A 21032-nucleotide genomic window follows, 5' to 3' on the forward strand; every position below is an offset into this window, starting at 1 on the left:
ATGGAGTGTGACCCGCTCCGGAATGATTAATTCGCTCGCGTCTTTCATCGATGGTGGGTGTCAGGTCGCGCGTTCACGCAGGACGGGGGTCGTGTGTCGGATTCAGCGCAGCGGGCGGCGGACCATCGGCCGTACTTCTTTTTGAGCTACGCGCACACACCGCGGTACGGGGCGGGAGGCCCGGACCCCGACATGTGGGTCGAGCGTCTCTTCCGTGATCTGTGCGGCCATGTGATGGCCATGACCGATCTGCCGGCCGGCGCCCCAGCCGGCTTCATGGACCGGGAGATACGCTCGGGGGAGGGCTGGTCGGAGCGGCTGGGGGAAGTACTCGCCACCTGCCGGGTGTTCGTCCCGCTGTTCTCCCCCCGCTACTTCGCCAGCGAGATGTGCGGCAAGGAGTGGTACGCCTTCGCCCAGCGGGCCATCTACCACCACGCGAAAAGCAATCGCCCCGCGGAAGCCATCGTCCCCGCGTTATGGGTGCCGATGCCGCCGGAGCAACTCCCGGGCCCGGCGGAACGGTTGCAGTTCAACCACCGGGCCTTCGGTGACCGCTACGTGACCGACGGACTCTACGGCCTGATCAAGCTGCGGATATTCGCCGAGGAGTACGAGGCGGCCGTCTACGAGCTGGCCAAACGGATCGTCAGTGTCGCCGACACGATACGGCTCGCGCCCGGCAACCCGGTCGAGTTCCGGCAGGCGCCCAGCGCGTTCGGCCGGCCCAGCGGTGGCCCGCGGCCCATGCACGTCACCGTCGCCGCGCCCACCAGTCACGACCTGCCGCCCGGCCGATCAGCGGAGTTCTACGGCAAGCAGTCGCAGGACTGGAACCCCTACCACCCGGACTCCGCACGCCCGTTGGCGTACATCGCACAGGATCTGGTGCGCTCCCTCAACTACCAGGCGACTCTCTCCTCGTTCGACCACGAACCCCTCGCGGAGGCCGGTCAGCCGCCCACCCGCCCCGAGATCCTGCTCGTCGACCGCTGGGCCCTCGAGGACGAGGAGCGGCGGCGCAAGCTCGCCGCCTTCGACGCGCAGCCCCACCCCTGGGTGAGCGTCGTCGTCCCGTGGAACCGCGACGACCCCGACAGCCAGGGCTCGGAGGCCGCCCTGATCGAGAAGCTGGAGCGCACCATGCCGCACCAGATGCGCCACGGCCGCGCCGCCTGCCAGGCGGCGGCCAGGGGCGTGCACAGCATGGAGGCCTTCGGCCAGCTGCTGCCCCAGGTGGTGGAGGCGGCGGCGCAGGAGTACCTGCGGCATGCGGAGGTCTACCCGCCCGCACCGCCGGGCGGCGGCAGCCACAGCGAACGGCCGCGGCTGCGCGGCCCGATGGCGTCCGAGTACAGCACCACCCATTACGTCCCGAACATGCGTGACATCGCCCCTGATGCGGAGGACACGGATGACAGCCAGTCGTGACGGGCGCATCGTCACCTTCTACTCGTACAAGGGAGGTACGGGCCGCACGATGGCCATGGCGAATGTGGCCTGGATACTCGCGGCGAACGGCAAGCGGGTCCTGGCGGTCGACTGGGACCTGGAAGCGCCCGGCCTGCACCGCTTCTTCCACCCGTTCCTGGACCCTTCCACGCTCGGCGCCACCACGGGTGTCATCGACCTGATCACCGAGTACGCCTGGGCCGCGACCAACCCCGAGCCGCGCCGCGACGACTGGCACCTGGACTACGCGCGCATTCAGCCTCACGCCGTCTCGCTCACCCCGGAGAGCCTCGGCTGGGAGTTCCCCGAAGGCGGCACGCTCGACTTCGTCTCGGCGGGCAAGCAGAACCGCGAGTACTCGGCGACCGTGTCCACCTTCGACTGGGACAACTTCTACGACCGGCTCGGCGGCGGCCACTTCTTCGACGCGCTGCGCGACGACATGAAGGCCAACTACGACTACGTCCTCATCGACAGCCGCACCGGCCTCAGCGACATCGCCGACATCTGCACCGTCCATCTGCCCGACGTCCTGGTCGACTGCTTTACGCTCAGCGACCAGTCCATCGACGGTGCCGCCGCCGTCGCCCGGCAGATCGACGAACGGTACGGCGGCCGTGGCATCCGCATCTTCCCCGTGCCGATGCGGATCGACGAGGGAGAGAAGGAGAAGGCGGACGCCGGACGGGCCCTCGCCCGCCTCAAGTTCGACCGCTTCCCCACCGGCATCTCCGGCGACGAACTCGCCGCCTACTGGGGCGCGGTGGAGATCCCCTACCGGCCCTACTACGCCTACGAGGAAACGCTCGCGACGTTCGGCGACGAGGCCGGGCTCACCAGCTCGCTGCTGTCCGCCTTCGAACGGCTCACCGCCGTCGTCACCGACCAGCAGATCACCTCCATGCCGCAGGTGAACGAGGACGTCCGGATACGCATCAGGGACGCCTTCACCCGCCGCCGCCCCGCACTGCCCGCGGACCTCTTCCTCAGCTACGTCGCCGAGAACCGCATGTGGGCCGACTGGGTCGAGTACGTGCTCAGCCGGGCCGGCTTCCGGGTAGTGCCGCGCGACGTGTCCGCGGAACGGGAGCCCGTGGAGGTCGACGCGGCCGCCGCGGAGAACGCCGCCCGGACGGTCGTGCTGCTGTCCAGCGCCTACCTCAAGTCCGCCCGCGCGGTGGAGGTGTTCCAGCGCGCCGCCGCGGAGGACCCGAGCGGCGGGCGGCGCCATCTGCTGCCGATCAGGGTCGGCGACGTCCGCCTCACCACCCCCTACATCGACCGCAACCCCGTCGATCTGTTCCGGCTCGACGAGGTGCACGCCACCGGCGCGCTGCTGCGCGCCCTCGACCGTCCCGTGCAGCTGCCCGAGCCGTCGTCGCCCGGACCGCGGTTCCCCGGCACGGTGCCGAAGATCTGGAACGCGCCGCCCCGCAACCCCGGATTCACCGGCCGCTCCGTGGTTCTCGAGCGGATGCGTGACCAGCTGGGCGGCGGCATGGCTGTGGCCGCGGTGCTGCCGCAGCCGCAGACGCTGTACGGACTCGGCGGCGTCGGAAAGACCCAGGTGGCGCTCGAGTACGTCCACCGGTTCATGGCCGACTACGACCTGGTGTGGTGGATCTCCTCCGAGCAGCCCGACGACGTCGTCGCCGGACTCGCCGAACTCGCCGTCCGGCTGGGCGCGCAGGGGAGCGAGGACATGGCGGCCGCCTCCGAGGAGGCCATCGACCTGCTGCGGCGCGGCGTGCCGTCGTCACGGTGGCTGCTGGTCTTCGACAACGCCGACGACCCCGAGCAGCTCAAGCGGTTCTTCCCCGCGGGCGGGCCCGGGCACGTCCTGGTCACCTCCAGGAACCAGACCTGGTCGCAGTACGGCGATGCGCTGCCCGTCGACGTCTTCCTGCGCGAGGAGTCCATCGAGCACATACAGCGGCGCGCCCGCGGACTGAGCGCCGAGGACGCCGACCAGGTCGCCACCGCCGTCGGCGACCTGCCGCTCGCGGTCGAGCAGGCCGCGGCGTGGATCGCGGAGACGGCGACGCCCGTCGCCTCGTACCTGGAGCAGTTGCGGGAGCAGGCCGCGAGCGTCCTCGCGCTCAACCAGCCCGCCGGATACCCCGAGCCGGTCGCCGCCACCTGGAACGTGTCCATCGAGCGGCTCAAGGAACGCTCCCCGGCGGCCGTCCGGCTGCTGCAGCTCTGTGCCTTCTTCGCGCCGGAGCCGATCTCCGCCAATCTCCTCTACAGCAAGGAGATGATCGAGGCCCTCAAGCCGTACGACGCCTCCCTGCAGGAGAAGCTGGTTCTCGGCCGGGTCATCCGGGAGATCGGCCGGTTCGCCCTCGCCAAGGTCGACCAGGTATCCAACTCCATCCAGGTGCACCGACTCGTGCAGGCCGTCATCAGGGCGCAGCTCAGCGAAGAGGAGCAGATGGACGCGCGGCACGCCGTCCACCGCATCCTCGCCGGAGCCAGGCCCGACGACGACGAGCCGATAGACAACCCTGAGACGTGGCCGCGGTTCAACACCATCTGGCCGCACCTCGGCCCGTCGGAGGCCAGGCACTGCAAGGAGCCGGAAACCCGCAGGCTGCTGATCGACCGCGTGCGCTACCTGTGGAAGCGCGGCGACTGGAACGCGGCCGGAGCGCTCGGCAACGACCTGCGCGAATCGTGGAAGGACAAGCTCGGCAACGACGACCTGCAGTATCTGTACCTGCGCTTCCACCTCTCCAACATCTTCCGCTCCCAGGGCCGCTACGTGGAGGCCAAGGAACTCGACGAGGTGACGCTGGAGCGGCAGCGCGCGGTGCTCGGAGCCTCCCATCCGCACACCTACATGACCACCAGCGGTCTGGCGATGGACCTCGGCACACTCGGCGAGTACAGCAGGGCGATGGAGCTCGCGACCGAGGCGCACGAGGGGTTCAGCCAGATCTTCCACGAGTCCCACCCCCGTACGCTCGCCGCCGCCAACAACCTGGCGCTGAACCTGCGCATGGTCGGGCAGTACGCGCGGGCCCGCGAGATCGACCAGGAGGTTTTCGACCGGCGCACCGAGGTGCTCGGCCCCGACCACCCGTACACCCTCTCCTCCGCGATGAACCTCGCCCGCGACCTCAGGGAGGTCGGCCGGTACGACGACTCCGTGGCCGTCCTCAGCCGCACCTACGACATGTACAAGGAGCAGCTGGGCCGTGCCTTCCCCGGAACCCTGGCGGCGGGCAAGAGCCTCGCGGTGTCACTGCGCAGGGCCGGCCGGCTCGAGGACGCACGGCGGCTGACGACCGCGACCCGCAACCGCTACCGCGCCAAGTACACCTCCGCCAACCCGGATTCGCTGGCCTGCGACCTGAACCTGGCGGCGGACCTGTTCGCCGCCGGCGAGCCGGTCGCCGCCCGCGACCTGGCCCAGGAGGTCGTCGACCAGTACCGCCAAGTGCCGGGGGAGCGGCACCCGTACACCCTGGCCGCCATCAACAACCTCGGGATCTACGAATGGGGCTGCGGCACGCCGGAGAGGGCGGAGCAACTGCTGCAGAACGTCGTCACGGCGATGCGCGAAGTGCTGGGCGAGAGCCATCCGCATGCCCTGTACAGCACCATCAACCTCGCCAACGCCCTCGCGGACCTGGGCGCCTGCGAGGAGGCGCTGGAGATCGAGCAGCGGACCGTGACCCGGCTCCGTGAGGTGCTCGGTGCCCACCATCCCGAGGTGCTCGGCATCGCCTCCAACATGTCCGTGACGCTCGGCCTGCTGGGACGCAAGGACGAGGCGGCCCAGCTGCGGACGGGGACGGTGGAGGAGCTGCAGCGGCTGCTGGGCGACGAGCACGCGCTGACCCGGATCGCGAAGGACGAGCGCCGTGTGTACCGCGACCTGGAGCCGCTCGCGGTGTGAGTCCGGGGGAGTCGGGCCGCCCTGGCTGCTGCTCGGGGCGGCCGCCGGGCGCAGGCTTCTTCGGTTGACCTCAGCTGTCCTCGAGCAGCCAGGTCAGGACGCGGGGCAGTGCGTGGAGCGCGTCGAAGTGGGCGGCGGTCGGTTCGAGGACGGCCGTCGCGCCCGGGATGCGCTGGGCGAGCCAGCGGGAGTGGCCCACCGGGGAGAAAACGTCCTTCTCCCCGTGCCACAGCATCACCGGGCCCTTGATGTCCGCCGGGTCGAAGCCCCAGGGGCTGCAGAAGGCCAGCGCGTCGTCGATCCAGCCGTACGCGGAAGTCCGCAGCGCCTCCCGGTAGTTGCGCAGCAGCATGGACCGGACGCCGGCGTCGGAGACGACCATGCGGTCCGAGTCGGTGAGCTCCCTGCGCAGATCGTTCAGCAGCCGGACCGGGTCCTGCCTGATCTCGGCGGAGCGCAGCGTGAACCGCTCGACGAGACCGGCCGGGTCGGCGGAGGCGGTCGTGTACTCGGTGACGTTCGAAGCGGCCATGCCCTCGAACCAGTCCAGGCCGTCCGCGTCCCTGGGGGCGAGCGTGACCAGGGCGGCGGCACGGGTGACCCGGTCGGGCATCAGGGCGGCGCACGCCAGCGCGTGCGGCGCACCGCCGGAACGGCCCACCACGGCGAAGCGCTCCAGCCCCAACTCGTCGGCTATCGCCCTGACGTCCTGGGCCACATCGGCGACACTGCGGCCCGCCAGCCGGTCCGAACCGCCGTAGCCGGGGCGGTCGTACGCGATCAGCTGCGTGCCACGCTGGTAGAGCACCATCCCGCGCGGCGCGGGGCCGAGCCGGCTGCCCGGCGTGCCGTGCAGCAGAAAGACCGGTCTGCCGCGTGGATCGCCCAGCCGCTCCACCATCAGATGCCGCCCGTCCACCGCGCGCACCCGACGTCGCACCCGATGCCCCCCTTCGCCCTGCATGGTCCGTGCAGACATCATGAGCTTCCCCGCCCGTCAGATGATTACCCATCAGGAGGCCGCCGTGCCCGTGCAAACCGGTCCCGACCGCCCACGTCTGTGAAGGCGCTGTGAACGCAACAGTGTTGTCGTGTGCCCGTCCAGGAGTCGACCTTGTGTGCGAGTGCGACGCCTCGGAATAGTGGGCGGCTCATCCTCCGTCTCCGGGCACCCCACTTGCCCGGATGCGGCCCCCACAGGAGGTCGAAGTTGAAGCACCGGCGCATACCCAAGAGGAAAGCGGCAGTGGCGGGCGGCGCGATCGTCGCCCTCGTCGCCGCGGGCGTCACCCTGCAGAGCGCGAACGCCAGTGACAACACCGCGCAGTTCGACGTCAAGACGCTCACGGCACCGGCGGCGGGCGAACTCGCCGTCACGCTGCGGGCGGACCTCGGTGCCGAGGAGGCCGGCGCGTACTACGACGCCAAGGCCAAGGCGCTGATCGTGAACGTGCTGAACGAGGACGCCGCGCAGACCGTACGTGAGGCGGGCGGCAAGGCCAGAATCGTGGAGAACACGCTGGTCGAGCTGAAGAGCGCGCGAGCGACCCTCTCCGACGAGGCGACCATCCCGGGCACCTCCTGGGCGACCGACCCGGTCACCAACAAGGTCGTCGTCACCGCGGACCGCACGGTCAAGGGCGCCGACTGGACCAAGCTGGAGCAGGTCGTGAAGGGCCTCGGCGCCAAGGCCGAGCTCAAGAAGACCGCCGGCGAGTTCCGCCCGTTCATCTCGGGCGGCGACGCGATCCACTCCGGCGGCGGGCGCTGCTCGCTCGGGTTCAACGTGGTCAAGGACGGCGAGCCGCACTTCATCACCGCCGGACACTGCGGGCAGTCCGGCAGCGAGTGGTCCGACTCGGCGGGCGGCGCGGCGATCGGCACGATGGTCGACTCGCAGTTCCCCGGCAACGACTTCGCGCTGGTGAAGTACAACGGCGCGACGGAGCACCCGAGCGAGGTCAACCTCTACGACGGCGGCAAGCAGGCCATCACCCGTGCGGGTGACGCGACCGTCGGCATGCAGGTCACGCGCAGCGGTTCCACCACCCAGGTGCACGACGGCGAGGTCACCGGCCTCGACGCCACCGTCAACTACGGCAACGGCGACATCGTCGAGGGCCTCATCCAGACGAACGTCTGCGCCGAGCCGGGCGACAGCGGCGGCTCGCTCTTCTCGGGCGACGCGGCGATCGGCCTCACCTCGGGCGGCAGCGGCGACTGCACGTCGGGCGGGGAGACGTTCTTCCAGCCGGTGACCGAGGCGCTGTCGACGTTCGGCGCGGAAATCGGCTGACGCCGAGCTTTGCAGGGGGCCGGTTCCTGTCACGTCGACCGTGACGGGGCCGGCCCTTTTGCGTTGGCGGGGCGCGCACCGCCGTGTGCGGTGGCCGCTGCGCGGGGTCGTTTCCCCACCCCGCCCCTTCCCGAAACCGGGGCAGGCCCCGGGCCCCGGACCGCGCTCCGCGCGGTGTTCAGGGGCTCTGCCCCCGGGCCCCCGCGCTTCAATTGCCGGCGGGGGTGGCTGTGTCAGCTTGTCCGGTGTTCGGGGGGACCGTCTGAAGGGCGTTTCAGGGGTCCCGGTAGTGCGCTCTCCGTGCGGTGTTGGGGGTCTGTCGTCGGGCCCGGCGCTTCAATTGCCGGCGGGGGTGGCTGTGTCAGCTTGTCCGGTGTTCGGGGGGACCGTCTGAAGGGCGTTTCAGGGGTCCCGGTAGTGCGCTCCGTGCGGTGTTGGAGGGCTCCGTCCTGGGCCCGGCTCCTCAATTGCCGGCGGGGGTGAGGGTGGCGGTCTTGTCGGGGCCTGAGTTGCCCCCGCCGACGGGGCTGGATTGACGCGGCAGCGGCAATTTCAGCCCGTCCGGCGGCACCTCCCACGGCCGCGAGGCCGTAGGGGGAGATGAGGACACCGCCCGCAGGGCGGTATCGGGCCCGGGCGGAGCCCGGTTCGGGAAGGGGCGGGTAGGGGACAGGGCAGGGCCGCCGCAGGCGCCGCGCGCCCCCGCCTACGCCACCGTCGCCCGCCCCCTCCGCAGCCACGCGCACGCGAGTGTCACCGTCGCACCGACCACCGCCCACGCCGCGAGCACCAGCATCGGTCCGCCCGCTCCGTTCCCCCGGAAGTACGCGATCGAGCGTGCCGCGTACGTGCCCGCGCCCGGCGGCAGCGCCGGGCCGATCGCCTGCCAGAACGGCGGCAGCAGCGGATACGGGTAGGCGCCTCCGGCGCTCGGGTTGCCGAGGACGACCACCAGCAGGATCGCCAGGCCGATTCCGACGATTCCGGCCAGCCCCTGCAGCGCCAGCGTGAGCGCGCCGACCGCGAAGACCACCAGCGTGCCCAGCCCCCACAGGGCCCAGACGCTGCCCGGCAGCGCGTCCAGGACCGGGCTCGCGATCACCGCGCCGAGCAGCCCGGCCGCGGCCGAGTACAGCAGCAGCGCGCCCAGCCGGATGACGGCGCGGTGCGCGTTGGCGGGGCGGGCGCCCGCGCTGATCGCCAGGATCGCCGCGCACAGATAGCCGCCCACGCACCAGCCGACCACCAGATAGAACGCGGAGAGCCCGCGCGCGTCGCCCGCCGCGCCGGGCACCACGTCCACGACCCGCACGGTGCGGCCCTGCGACTGCTCCAGCTGGGTCACGATCTCGGTGAGTGCCTGTGCGAGCGCCCCGCCCGCGCCGCCGGCGACCAGCAGCCGGTCGTTGGTGCCGCGCGGGTTGATGACGAGCGCCCCGGCGATCTCCCGTTCCGCGATCTGCCGGCGGGCGCTCGCCTCGTCGCCGACGGTGCGCGGGTCGAGCGGTTCGCCCGGCAGCCGGTCGAAGCGGTACAGCGCCTCGTCGGCGATCTGGGTGTCGGGCGACGTGACCGCGACCGCGATCCGGTGCGGCTTCGGCTGGTGGAAGGCGCCGATGTACGACGTGATGAACGCGAGCTGGAGCGCCAGCACGCCGATGACAAGGACCGCAGCCCGCACGCTCACCGCGTCCTTGATCTCCTGGCGGAGCCCCTTGCGCGATTCGTCGTCCGTCTGTGTCGTCTGCGCCGTCCGTGTCATGGCCCAACGCTCGACGGCGCCCGCTGCCCGCGCAGGCGGGGCGGGGCCGAATGGGCCAAGCGGGGGTCAATGTCGTACCGGAGCTCGTGATGGGGCTGCTCGTCCTCGCCGTACGGTATCCGGAGCCTGCCGAGGCATCCGTGCCCGAGTTCGCCCCGTCCGGGGCGTGTCTGCTCGCGGTGGCCCTCGCCTGTCGGGTGCACACGCTCGTCGGCATGCCGGAGGCCGGCGGGGCGGCGGCCGTGTTGGGATTCGCCGCCGGCCGCGGCGGCCGGTGGTGCGTTCGTACGGCACGAGCGGCGTGCCAGGAGCCCGCTGGTGCCGGGGGAGGCGCTCGGCTCCGCGGCCGTCGCTTCGGCGCTCGGGGTCCTGGTGGCCGCGTCGGCGGGCCTCAATCGGCGCCCTGTTCGCCGGCACCTACTTCCTGCAGGGCGTTCTCCGTCTCCACCCCTGGACGAGTCATTCCGAATGCTGACGGTGTGTCTGGGAACGCGGGTGGGCCCCGGTGATCACCATCAACCTGGTCGCGGTCATCCTCCTGGAGGGCTTCAGCTGTTTTTTGCCGGACGATCCGAGCCGCTACGAGTTCTTCTACGGCGTCGGGGCCCTGGACTGGGTGCTCAGCTCGGCACCGTACTGCGCGGATCTCCCTGGGCCATCTCCCGCGCCACCTCGCGGGCGGTCTGGGCGAAGGCCTCGATCGGTCCCGTGTCCCGTCCGGTCCGCCACACCAGGCCGTAGTTGATCGGTTGGGCGTCGGTGAAGGGGACGTAGGCGACACCGGGGCGCGCGTAGTACGTGGCCGTGTGCGCGGGGGCGAGCAGCGCGCCCTTGCCGCCCGTGACCAGCATCAGGGCCTCCTGCATGTTGGTCACGCCGGGGCCGCGGGCGATCGGCCGACCGGCCGGTGTGCGGGTGGGGACGTGGTGTTCCAGCCAGTAGTCCGGCAGCTCACCCGCGATAGTGAGGAGGGGGACGTCGGCCAGGTCCTCCAGGGACACCGAGTGCCGCGCGGAGAGCGGGTGCGCCGAGCCGATCACGAGAATCCTCTCTTCGGTGAGCAGCGCGGGCCCGCCGTCCAGGTCGTCCTCGCGTACTGGGAACTCCTGAAGCTGGACGTCGAAGTCTCCCTTGCGCAGCATCCCGTACGGGTCGGTCAGCGGCACCTCGCAGAGCTCCACGGCGAGCCCGGGATGGCTGGTCTGCAACGCCTCCGTCGCCTTCATGACGATCTCGCCGGTCAGTGGGTTGGCGAAGCCGACGTGCAGCACCGTGTCGATTCCGCGTGCGATGGCGGCGGCCCGTGTGAGCGCGTCCTCGATGGCGCGGTGGTGCGGTGCGAGGTCGGCGCGCAGTTGTCGGCCGAGTGAGGTGAGGGCGACCCGGCGGCTGGTGCGGGTGAACAGCGGGGCGCCGACCCGGCGTTCGAGCCGCTGCACCAGCTGGCTCACCCGGGCCCGGGAGAGCCGCATCTTGTCGGCGGTACGACCGAAGTGCAACTCCTCGGCGAGCAGGAGAAAGCACTCCAGTTCGTCGTGTTCCATCGAGGTCCCCCAGGCAGAGCGGATCGGTAAGCCTGGTTGAACGAACGTTGCGATCATCGCCGTTGTTCCGCCCGATCGCCTGGGCCGAAGGTGGAGGAGCCGCCGGACGGCGGCCCCAACTCTCTTCCCCCAGCGAGGAACTGCCATGACGTCGCAGCGCACCGAGCATACGAATTCCCGGACATCGTCAGGAGCGCTGAGCGCCCGAGACTGGGGCGTCCTACTCGTCCTGTGCGGCGCGATCTTCCTGGAGGGCATCGATGTGGCCATGCTCAATGTGGCAATGCCGTCCATCCGAGCAGATCTCGGCCTGTCCACCGGTGCGCTGCAGTGGGTGATGAGCGCATACGTCCTGGGATACGGCGGCTTCATGCTGGTCGGCGGACGTGCCGCCGACCTCTTCGGGCGCCGGCAGATGTTCGTCTTCTGGCTCTCGGTCTTCCTGGTCTTCTCCGGTCTGGGCGGATTCGCCACCGAGGGCTGGATGCTGATCGTGGCCCGGTTCGTCACCGGAGTCGCGGCCGCCTTCATGACCCCGGCGGGCCTGTCCATCATCACCACAAGCTTTGAAGAGGGCCCGCGGCGCAACAAGGCGCTGCTCTTCTACTCGGGCACCGCGGCCGGTGGCTTCTCCATCGGTCTGGTCGTCGGCGGTCTGCTCACCGCGGTCGGCTGGCGCTGGGTCTTCTTCGCCCCGGTGGTGCTCTCCGCCCTGATCCTGCTCGCCACGCTCACCTTCGTCCCCAAGTCGCCGCGCCCCGACCGCACAGGCCACAGCGTCGACCTGGCGGGCGGCTCCACCGTCACCGCCGCGATCGTGCTGATCGTCCTGGGCGTGGAGCGCGCCTCACACACCGATCTCACCCAGACCGTGCTCCCCCTGGGCGCGGGCCTCGCCGCACTGCTCGCCTTCCTCGCCGTCGAACGCCGCTCGGCCAACCCCCTGGTCCGCCTCGGTATCTTCCGCAATGCCGCCCTGGTCCGCGCCAACCTCGCCGGACTCCTCTTCGCCGCGGGCTTCTTCGGCTTCCAGTTCCTGGTCGTCCTCTACCTCCAGGAACTGCGCGACTGGTCCACCCTGCAGACCAGCTTCGCGATGATCGTCATCGGCATCGACGCGATCCTCTCGCCGGTCCTCGTCCCCAGATTGGTGGCCCGCTTCGGCAACGCACGCCTGATCCTCGGCGGCCTGCTCATCGCCTCACTGTCCTACGCCCTCTTCCTTCCGGTCGGCGCCGACTGGACCTACCTGGCGATGCTCCCCAGCCTGCTGCTCCTCGGCATCGCCTTCGCACTCGCCTACGGCCCGCTCACGATCGTCGCGACCGAGGGCGTCAACGAGGAGGAACAGGGCCTGGCCGGTGGGCTCCTCTACACATCCTTCCAGTTCGGTGCTGCGCTCGGCCTCTCGGCGACCACGGCCGTCAACGTAGCGGCCACCGCCTCGAGTGCACCGGCCGCGCTCCTCGACGGCTACCGGGCGGCCCTGTGGGTGCCCCTCGCCGCGGCCCTGCTCGCCGCGCTCATCAGTGCCTTCGGCGTGCGTTCGCGAACCGGACGCACGGTGATCACCTCGGGTGAGCCGACCGCCGCCGACCATCCGGCCACCGAACTCCCCACCTCCCGCTGACGCTCCCGCTGGAAGGAGCACCCGCCGTGCCCACCACCAAAGTCGCCGCCTTCACCGACCTCCAGGACACCTTCTTCAGCTACGTCCGGGACATCAAGTACGCCACGATGATCACCGTCGACCGAGACAACCGCCCCCGCGCCCGGGTTCTGCTGCCCGTTTGGGAGATCGTCGACGACCTCCCCGTCGGCTGGCTGGCGGCGTACAAGACCCCCGTCAAGACGGCCCATCTGGCCCACAGTCCCCACACCACGTACTCCTACTGGAACCCCCGACAGAACACCGTCCATGTCGACGCCCTCTCCACCTGGGCCGACGACGAAGCCGCCAAGCACCACGCCTGGGACCTCTGTCTCAGGGGCGGCCCACCCGGGGTGGGATACGACCCGATCCACTACTGGCGGGGCGGCCCCGAGGACCCCGAGTACCACGTGATCCGCATCGAACCTTGGCGGATCCAGCTCGTACGGGGCTCGGATCTGCACAGCAGGATCTGGCGGCCGGCCACTGCGCCGGCGGCTGGCGCCTGTACGAGCGATTTCACTCCGAATGCCGACGGTGCGTCCGCGAACGCGGACAGGGTATCCAAGATCGTTCTGTGACAAATGACCTGGAAACGCTGCTGACCGCCCTGTACGTGAAGATCGATGATGAGATCGGAGGTACCCGATGGCTGGGCCGACCGCCGTCTGGGGCCGGGAGGCGAGTCCCCGTCCGGGGCGGGAGCCGGCCTCGCGGTGGGTCCGGCGCTGACGGTTCTCGCGGCCCGTGGCGGTGGTCGGCATGCTGCTTCGGGGCACACTGCCCGGCCGTACGGGCACCGTTTCTCCACGGCCGGGGGCCACCGCGTAGCGGCTCGGCGGACCACCGTGCAGAGACTCGGGGAGGAGCCCCGATCGTCGCTCGAACAGGCATCGAACAATGTGTCGTACGCATGTTCGAAACTGGTCTATGGTGGAGGTGGGGGAGGTGAGAACGACTGATCCAGGAGGTGCAGGTGTCAGGCTTCACACATCTGCACACCGTTTCCGGGTTCTCCCTGCGGTACGGAGCGTCCCACCCGGAGCGGCTGGCCGGGCGCGCCGCCGAGCGTGGCATGGACGCCCTCGCGCTGACCGACCGCGACACTCTCGCGGGCACGGTCCGCTTCACCAAAGCCTGCGCCGACGAGGGTGTCCGGCCGCTGTTCGGGGTGGACCTCGCGGTGGGGGAGCGCGAACGGCAGGAGGGGGCCGCGGAGCGGCGCCGTACCCCGGTGCGCGGCGGCGCGTTCGTCGACGAGTCCGCGCCCCGCACCCTCTACCTCGCCCGTGACCGGCGCGGCTGGGCCGAACTGTGCAGGATGATCACAGCCGCCCACGCGGACGATCCCCGCAGCCCGCTGCTGCCCTGGGGCGACAACCACGGCGACGGGCTGACCGTGCTGCTCGGACCGGGCTCCGAGGTGGGCAGGGCGCTGGCCGCCGGCCGCCCCGACCGTGCCGCCAAGCTGCTCGTCCCCTGGCGGGAGAGGTACGGCGACCGGCTGCGCCTGGAGGTCGTGCACCACGGCCGGGACGGCACCGGCGCCGGTTCGCTGCGTCACGCCGCCCGTACGCTCGGCCTCGCCGCCGAGCAGGGCGTACGGGCCGTGCTGACCAACGCCGTCCGGTACGCCGACCCCGGCCAGGGCCCGGTCGCCGACGTCCTCGACGCGGCCCGCCGCCTGGTGCCGATCGACCCGCGCAAGGGCCTCGACAGCGGTGAGCGCTGGCTCAAGGGCCCGGCCGCGATGGCGGGCCTCGCCGACCGGGTCGCGCAGGCCGCCGGCTTCCGGCTCGACACCGCGCACCGGCTGCTCGCCATGACCGAGGAGACGGCCGCCGAGTGCCTGGTCGACCCCGAGGACGATCTCGGGATCGGCAGCGTCCACTTCCCGGAGCCGGGCCTTGTCGGCGCCGAGCACCGCACGGCACAGCGGGTGCTGGCCTCCCGGGCCGCGGCCGGAATGGTGCTGCGCGGTTACGACGACCGGCGCGAGTACTGGGAGCGAATGCACCATGAGCTGGACATCGTCGCCCATCACGGCTTCGCCTCCTACTTTCTGACGGTCGCTCAGGTCGTGGACGATGTCAGAGGGATGGGCATCCGGGTCGCGGCACGCGGTTCCGGGGCCGGTTCCCTGGTCAACCACCTCCTCGGCATCGCGCACGCCGACCCGGTCGAGCACGGGTTGCTGATGGAGCGCTTCCTGTCCAAGCGGCGCCGCGTCCTGCCCGACATCGACATCGACGTGGAGTCCGCCCGCCGGCTCGAGGTCTACCGCGCGATCATCGGCCGCTTCGGAGAGGAGCGGGTCGCGACCGTCGCCATGCCGGAGACCTACCGGGTGCGCCACGCCGTACGGGACGTGGGCGCGGCCCTGTCCATGGACCCGGCCGAGATCGACAGGATCGCCAAGTCCTTCCCGCACATCCGGGCCCGTGACGCCCGCGCTGCCCTGGACGAGCTTCCGGAACTGCGTTCCGTCGCGGAGGAGTTGAAGGGCCGGAAGCGGCTGTGGGAGCTGGTCGAGGCGCTGGACGCGCTGCCCCGCGGGATCGCGATGCATCCGTGTGGCGTGCTGCTTTCCGACGCCTCGCTGCTCACCCGCACACCGGTGATGCCCACCAGCGGTGAGGGCTTCCCCATGTCGCAGTTCGACAAGGACGACGTGGAGGAGCTCGGGCTGCTCAAGCTCGACGTCCTCGGGGTGCGGATGCAGTCGGCGATGGCGCATGCGGTCGCCGAGGTGCGGCGGGCCACCGGCGAAGAGGTGGACGTCGACGCCGTACCGCCCGGCGATCCGGAGACGTACCGGCTGATCAAGTCCACCGAGACGCTGGGCTGCTTCCAGATCGAGTCGCCCGGCCAGCGCGACCTGGTGGGGCGGCTGCAGCCGGAGACGTTCGGCGACCTGGTCGTCGACATCTCGCTGTTCCGGCCGGGCCCGGTCGCGGCCGACATGGTGCGGCCGTTCATCGAGGCCAGGCACGGCCGCGCCCCCGCCCGCTATCCGCACCCCGATCTGGAGGGGCCGCTGAGGGAGACGTACGGAGTCGTGGTCTTCCACGAGCAGATCATCGAGATCCTGGACATCATGACCGGCTGCGGTCGGGACGAGGCCGACCGGGTGCGGCGCGGGCTCTCGGACCCGGAGTCGCAGGGGAAGATCAAGGTCTGGTTCGCGCAGAACGCCGGAGAGAAGGGGTATGCGCCCGAGGTGATCGGCCGGACCTGGGAGATCGTCGAGGCCTTCGGGTCGTACGGCTTCTGCAAGGCGCACGCGGTCGCGTTCGCCGTGCCGACGTACCAGTCCGCGTGGCTCAAGGCGCACCATCCGGCGGCCTTCTACGCGGGGCTGCTCACCCACGACCCCGGGATGTATCCCAAGAGGCTGCTGCTTGCGGACGCGCGACGGCGCGGGGTGCCGGTGCTGCCGCTGGATGTGAACCGGTCCGGCGCCGCTCATCGAATCGAACTGGTGTCTGATGCAGGGGTCCTGGGAGCCCGAGAGCCGGCGCGATGGGGGCTGCGTCTCGCCCTCGCGGACGTCCACGGCATCAGCGAGGCCGAAACGGCCCGCATCGAGGCCGGGCAGCCGTACTCCTCGCTGCTGGACTTCTGGCAGCGGGCCCGGCCCAGCCGGCCGGTCGCCGAACGGCTCGCCCAGGTCGGCGCGCTCGACGCCTTCGGAGCCAACCGGCGCGACCTGCTGCTGCATCTCGCCGAACTCCACCGCACCCAGCGGGGAACGGCGTCCTACGGCAGCCAGCTGCCGCTGGCCCAGGGCATGAAGACCGCGCCCGTCGGACTACCCGACCTGGGGGACGCCGAACGCCTCAGTGCCGAGCTCGGTGTGCTCGGCATGGACGCCTCCCGCCATCTGATGGCGGATCACCATGCCTTCCTGGCAGAGCTGGGCGTGCTCTCCGCCCAGCGGCTGCGCGGCGCGGCGCACGGTCGCACGGTCCTGGTCGCGGGCGCGAAGGCGGCCACCCAGACACCGCCGATCCGCTCCGGCAGGCGGGTCATCTTCACCACGCTCGACGACGGCACCGGCCTGGTCGACCTCGCCTTCTTCGACGACAGCCACGCCGCCTGCGCCCACACCGTCTTCCACTCCTGGCTGCTGCTGGTGCGCGGAGTGGTGCAGCGGCGCGGACCGCGCAGCCTCAGCGTGGTCGGCGCGGCCGCCTGGAACCTGGCGGAGCTGGTGGAGCTGCGGCGCACCGGCGGCCTCGACGCGGTCGCCGCCCGCCTGGCGGAGTCGGCACCGCGGCAGGACGACGAGAGCGACAACGGCCGCCGTATCAAGATGCCGACGGGATACGAGATGAACCCGTGGGCGGACCTCAGGCCCGCCGGTGAACCGGCTCCGGGCGGGAGGAAGTTGTGGCACCAGAGCCCGGGGAGCGCCGGATGATCCTCTATGTGCGCTTCCTTCCGGAGCCGACGCTCGAGGCGGCAGGCGTCGAAGCCGCGCTGCCCGCGCTGCTCGCCCTGGCCGAGGACATCAGCCCCGTCGTCCAGGCGCTGCCGCCCGACGCGGCGCTCGTCGACGTCGGGGGAGCCGAGCGGTACTTCGGGCGGGACGCGGGCCGGCTCGCCTCGCTGCTGCGAGTCCGGGCGCTCGCGCACCGCGGCGTGGACTGCGTGATCGGCGCCGGCCCGTCGCCCATGCTCGCCAGGATGGCCGCGTGCGACGCCTCGCCCGGTACGACCCTGGTGGTGACGGAGGAGGAGTCCGCCGCCTACCTGGCCGGCAAGCCGGTCACCGCGCTCGACGGGGTGGGCCGGGCGACAGCCCGCACCCTGTGCGCGTACGGACTCGACTCCGTCGGCCGCCTCGCCGCCGCGCCGCTCGCCGTGATCCAGCGGATCCTGGGCGCGCGGGCGGGACGCGAGGTGTGGGAACGGGCACGTGGCATCGACCGCACGCCGGTCGTCCCGAACGCCCTCTCCCGGTCGATGGCCGCCGAACGGGCCTTCGGCCTCGACGAGTTGGACCAGGACGAGCACCGTCGGGCGCTGCTCTCGCTCGCGGAGGAGCTGGGTGCGCGGATGCGCGGTGAGCGCCAGGTGTGCACGTCGCTGACGCTCACCGTCCGTTACGCCGACCGGTCCACGACCACCCGCACCCGCACCCTGCGCGAGCCCACCGCCCACTCGGCGGCGCTCGCCGGCGCCGCGTACGGACTCCATGAGGGGCTCGGTCTGCAGCGGGCCAGGGTGCGGGGTCTGTCGCTGCGGGCCGAGGGCCTGGCGGAGGCCGAACGGGCGGCGCGGCAGCTGACGTTCGACCCCGCCGACGAGCGGGCACGGCGCATCGAGGAGGTGGCGGACCGGGCTCGCGCGAAGTTCGGTCCGCGGGCGATCGTGCCGGGGTCTCTGGCGGCCTGAGGCGGTCCGACCTGCGCTCAGGTCGTTTCGTATGTCTTGAAGAAAAGTCAGTTCTTTGCCTACGCGTAACTTCCCAGCCGTGGTTACTCGCCCGTAAGTTGTCGTGAGCACAGCAAATCCAGCCATCGAACTCCCTTGAGCCGCAAGGAGACCGACCGATGCTGCCTTGGAAACGTGCGCTCAGACCACTGTCGGCCCTCATGCTCGCAGTGGCAGTCGCCCTCACCCCCGCCGCCACCGCCACCGCGGAATCCGCCGCCGCCGCGCCCAGCCGTGGCTGGAACGACGACAATTGCAAGCCCTCCGCCGCCCACCCCCGCCCCGTCGTCCTCGTCCACGGAACGCTCGGCAACTCCGTCGACAACTGGCTCGTCCTCGCCCCGTACCTGGTGAAACGCGGCTACTGCGTCTTCTCCCTCGACTACGGGCAGCTCCCCGACGTGCCCTTCTTCCACGGCCTCGGCCCCGTCGACAAATCGGCGCAGCAACTCGATGCCTACGTCGACAAGGTGCTCGCCTCCACCGGCGCCGCCGAGGCCGACCTCGTCGGCCACTCCCAGGGCGGCATGATGCCGCGCTACTACCTGAAGTTCCTGGGCGGGGCGGACAAGGTGAACGCCCTGGTCGGCATAGCGCCGAGCAACCACGGCACCACCTTGAACGGGTTCACCAAGCTGCTGCCGTACTTCCCCGGAGCGGCGGACCTGCTCGGCACCCACACCCCCGCCCTTGCCGACCAGGTCGCCGGATCGGCCTTCCTCACCGAACTCAACGCGGGCGGCGACACCGTGCCCGGCGTGCGCTACACCGTCATCGCGACCCGCTACGACGAGGTGGTCACCCCCTGGCGTTCGCAGTACCTGAGCGGGCCGAACGTCCGCAACGTACTGCTCCAGGACCTGTGTCCCCTCGACCTCTCGGAGCATGTGGCGATCGGCGTGTTCGACCTGATCGCCTACCACGAGGTGGCCAACGCGCTCGACCCGGCACATGCGAAACCCACCACCTGCGCGTCGGTCTTCGGCTGACACGCACCAGCCACGAATGAGGCTGCCCTCCGCTCGCAGCGAGCGGAGGGCAGCCTCGTGCTGACCGGTCAGCGGCTGTGGCGGCCGCCCGCCGTCGCGGTCCTGCGCCGGCCGGCACCGAACAGCGCCGCGGCACCGACCGCGAGCGCGGCCGCACCGCCGACCGCCATGTACGTGGTGCTGCTGTCGCCGCCGGTCTCCGCGAGGTTCTCGCCCGACGCCTTCGGGGCGGTGGCGGGCTCCGCGGCGCTCTTCGCCTCGGGAGCGTTGTCCGCGGATCCGTCGGCCGGCTGCTCGGCCGGCGCCGAGTCGGGCTTCTCCGCCGACTGCTCGGCGGGAGCGGCGCCCGTCTGCTCGCTGTGGTCGTCGCCGCCGTGACCGCCGTGGTCGACGGTGGACTGGTCGGCCCCGGCCTCGATGTCCTGCTCGGAGGGGGCGCTCGCCTTGGGCGCCGGTGCACCGCCGCCGTTGTCCTTGCCGAACACCACGTCGGAGCAGGTGTAGAACGCCTCGGGAGAGTCGGAACGCTGCCAGATCGAGTAGATCAGGTGCCGGCCGGACTTGTTCGGCACGATGCCGTCGAAGACGTACGACCCGTTCTCCAGCTTCGGGTCGGCGACCTTGGCGAACGGCTTCTCCTCCAGGTCCGACCACTTCAGCGGCTTGGTGGGGTCGTAACCGTCCTTCGTGAGATACAGCTCGAAGGAGCCCTTGTGCGGCGCGGTCGCCTTGTAGTGGAACGTGTGGTTCCCGGACGCGAGCGGGGAGGACGGCCAGTCCGCACGCGGCAGGTCGAGCCCCTTGTACTTGTCGCGGCCCGCGCTGCACAGCTTGCCGTCGGGGATCAACTGCTTGTGGTTCCCGGCCGCGTCGGCGATGTTGACCTCGTTCCAGTCGTACAGCGGCTGCGTCCCGCCCGCCGCGACCAGCGCCTTGCACGCCGCCGAGTCAGGGCTCTCCGGACCTTCCGCGAAGCAGGCGGATATCCGGCTGACCGGGTCGGTCATCGAACCGTGCGCGGACGCCGGCGCACTGGCGAGACCGGCGAGCGCGAGCGGCGCGAGACCGAGTACGGCGACCGAGGTGACCTTGCGGCGAGCGGTCATGGGGACGTTCTCCTTCAAACGGCTATGGGGGAGGGCGCGGGGCGCGGCTCGAACAGGCGGCACAGCCCCCCGCGGACTACGGGCCTCTCGACCCACGGCGCCGACTGCGCGAACCGGCCCCGGCGATCAGCAAGCTAGCCGCTCGCGGCCGCTGAATCGCCTGCGGTAAGGGGGTGATGGCGATCTTTATGGCCCCTTTAAGGAAGGGGTAAGGGGGAGCACAGGAAGGCTGCGGAGCGCGTACGCCTGGCCACGAGGTTTGGGGCATGGCTGTCCGTGGTCGTCCAGGGCGATCCGCCTTGTGCCGCTGCGTTTGGCTCCCTGTTTGGCTCCCCACTTGGCTCCCCATGGGCCAGCAAGAGAGCGACTGAACATAGGTGGGGTTGAGGTCTGTCCGATGCGGCTGCCATACGAATCGGGGTCTGCTGCCCCGCTGACGCCGCACCTGATTTGGGCGCCGGGTGATACGCATGTTGTGCCCGCGGCTCCCGTCGGCTTGCCCAGCGCTCAGGCTAGGGCAATCGGCAAGATCAAACCCACGACCCCTTCGTCCCGAACGCGATCGGGTCCCTTGTGGCCTCGGCTCGGAGATACTGACCTGCTCGTTTGGCTCCAACGCAGTCCATGGCTGTCCAGGGACTGCACCGTTTGGTCCCCGGTGGCTGCCGAGCCGGACCATGCCCATCCCGGCAGCAGCGGGGACAACCCGGCTACCGAGCCCTTTCCAACCTGACTGCAGTGCGGGGGCGTTGGTGGGCTTGGGTTGTACGGAACGACGAAGCTCCTGGTAGACAGGTTCTCGACCAAGATCACCCGTGTCCGCCAGGAGCTTCGCGTGCTTGTCTACCCGTCATCGATCGATCTGTCCAGCCGCACGCTGGAGCACCTG

General features: G+C 70.8%; 12 protein-coding genes. 8 read left to right on the forward strand and 4 right to left on the reverse strand.

Annotated elements, in window-relative coordinates:
* The first annotated feature begins 93 nt into the window (after positions 1-93).
* Complete coding sequence (locus tag ACIQ7Q_RS33515; RefSeq protein WP_403870744.1) at positions 94-1431, forward strand: TIR-like protein FxsC; 1338 nt, start codon at positions 94-96, stop codon at positions 1429-1431.
* A complete protein-coding gene (gene fxsT, locus ACIQ7Q_RS33520; protein WP_403870747.1) occupies positions 1415-5356 on the forward strand; it encodes an FxSxx-COOH system tetratricopeptide repeat protein in 3942 nt (1313 codons plus the stop codon). Before ACIQ7Q_RS33515 ends, fxsT begins: the two co-directional genes overlap by 17 nt.
* Before the next feature lie 70 nt (positions 5357-5426).
* On the opposite strand, the gene ACIQ7Q_RS33525 is transcribed toward fxsT, so the two are convergent.
* On the reverse strand, positions 5427-6296 hold the full coding sequence (locus ACIQ7Q_RS33525; protein ID WP_403870750.1) for an alpha/beta fold hydrolase: 870 nt from the start codon (positions 6294-6296) through the stop codon (positions 5427-5429).
* 270 nt (positions 6297-6566) lie between these two features.
* On the opposite strand from ACIQ7Q_RS33525, the gene ACIQ7Q_RS33530 reads away from it, so the two are divergent.
* Positions 6567-7652, forward strand: coding sequence for a S1 family peptidase (locus ACIQ7Q_RS33530; protein WP_403870753.1), 1086 nt, complete (start codon positions 6567-6569; stop codon positions 7650-7652).
* Positions 7653-8358: 706 nt separating this feature from the next.
* Here the strand turns inward: ACIQ7Q_RS33530 and ACIQ7Q_RS33535 are convergent.
* Both ACIQ7Q_RS33535 and ACIQ7Q_RS33540 read right to left on the reverse strand, forming a co-directional pair.
* The gene (locus tag ACIQ7Q_RS33535) at positions 8359-9414 is read right to left on the reverse strand and encodes a DUF3533 domain-containing protein (RefSeq protein ID WP_403870756.1); all 1056 of its coding nucleotides are present in this window, start codon (positions 9412-9414) and stop codon (positions 8359-8361) included.
* A gap of 620 nt (positions 9415-10034) precedes the next feature.
* On the reverse strand, positions 10035-10958 hold the full coding sequence (locus ACIQ7Q_RS33540) for a LysR family transcriptional regulator (protein WP_403870759.1): 924 nt from the start codon (positions 10956-10958) through the stop codon (positions 10035-10037).
* Positions 10959-11154: 196 nt separating this feature from the next.
* Here ACIQ7Q_RS33540 and ACIQ7Q_RS33545 point away from each other — a divergent pair, with 196 nt between their 5' ends.
* The 5 genes from ACIQ7Q_RS33545 (at position 11155) to ACIQ7Q_RS33565 (ending at position 19037) form a co-directional block, all read left to right on the forward strand.
* Entirely contained in the window at positions 11155-12588 is a 1434-nt protein-coding gene (locus tag ACIQ7Q_RS33545) for an MFS transporter (RefSeq protein ID WP_403870796.1), read from the forward strand.
* 26 nt (positions 12589-12614) lie between these two features.
* Positions 12615-13190, forward strand: a complete 576-nt coding sequence (locus tag ACIQ7Q_RS33550) for a pyridoxamine 5'-phosphate oxidase family protein (RefSeq protein WP_403870762.1) — start codon at positions 12615-12617, stop codon at positions 13188-13190.
* A gap of 395 nt (positions 13191-13585) precedes the next feature.
* On the forward strand, positions 13586-17032 hold the full coding sequence (locus tag ACIQ7Q_RS33555) for a DNA polymerase III subunit alpha (RefSeq protein WP_403870765.1): 3447 nt from the start codon (positions 13586-13588) through the stop codon (positions 17030-17032).
* Positions 17029-18009 (forward strand): DNA polymerase thumb domain-containing protein, encoded by a 981-nt coding sequence (locus tag ACIQ7Q_RS33560; protein WP_403870769.1) that lies wholly within the window; start codon positions 17029-17031, stop codon positions 18007-18009. Before ACIQ7Q_RS33555 ends, ACIQ7Q_RS33560 begins: the two co-directional genes overlap by 4 nt.
* Before the next feature lie 158 nt (positions 18010-18167).
* Complete coding sequence (locus tag ACIQ7Q_RS33565; protein ID WP_403870772.1) at positions 18168-19037, forward strand: esterase/lipase family protein; 870 nt, start codon at positions 18168-18170, stop codon at positions 19035-19037.
* Between the two features lie 68 nt (positions 19038-19105).
* Here ACIQ7Q_RS33565 and ACIQ7Q_RS33570 read toward each other — a convergent pair whose 3' ends face one another.
* Complete coding sequence (locus tag ACIQ7Q_RS33570) at positions 19106-20143, reverse strand: lytic polysaccharide monooxygenase (protein WP_403870775.1); 1038 nt, start codon at positions 20141-20143, stop codon at positions 19106-19108.
* Positions 20144-21032 lie beyond the last annotated feature (889 nt).

It is taken from the genome of Streptomyces sp. NPDC096176, assembly GCF_044763255.1.
Lineage (GTDB): Bacteria > Actinomycetota > Actinomycetes > Streptomycetales > Streptomycetaceae > Streptomyces.

Coding starts and splice junctions, on each gene's coding strand:
- fxsT (WP_403870747.1), top strand. CDS start 1,415: ATGACAGCCAGTCGTGACGGGCGCATCGTCACCTTCTACTCGTACAAG.
- ACIQ7Q_RS33535 (WP_403870756.1), bottom strand. CDS start 9,414: ATGACACGGACGGCGCAGACGACACAGACGGACGACGAATCGCGCAAG.
- ACIQ7Q_RS33540 (WP_403870759.1), bottom strand. CDS start 10,958: ATGGAACACGACGAACTGGAGTGCTTTCTCCTGCTCGCCGAGGAGTTG.
- ACIQ7Q_RS33560 (WP_403870769.1), top strand. CDS start 17,029: ATGATCCTCTATGTGCGCTTCCTTCCGGAGCCGACGCTCGAGGCGGCA.
- ACIQ7Q_RS33565 (WP_403870772.1), top strand. CDS start 18,168: ATGCTGCCTTGGAAACGTGCGCTCAGACCACTGTCGGCCCTCATGCTC.
- ACIQ7Q_RS33570 (WP_403870775.1), bottom strand. CDS start 20,143: ATGACCGCTCGCCGCAAGGTCACCTCGGTCGCCGTACTCGGTCTCGCG.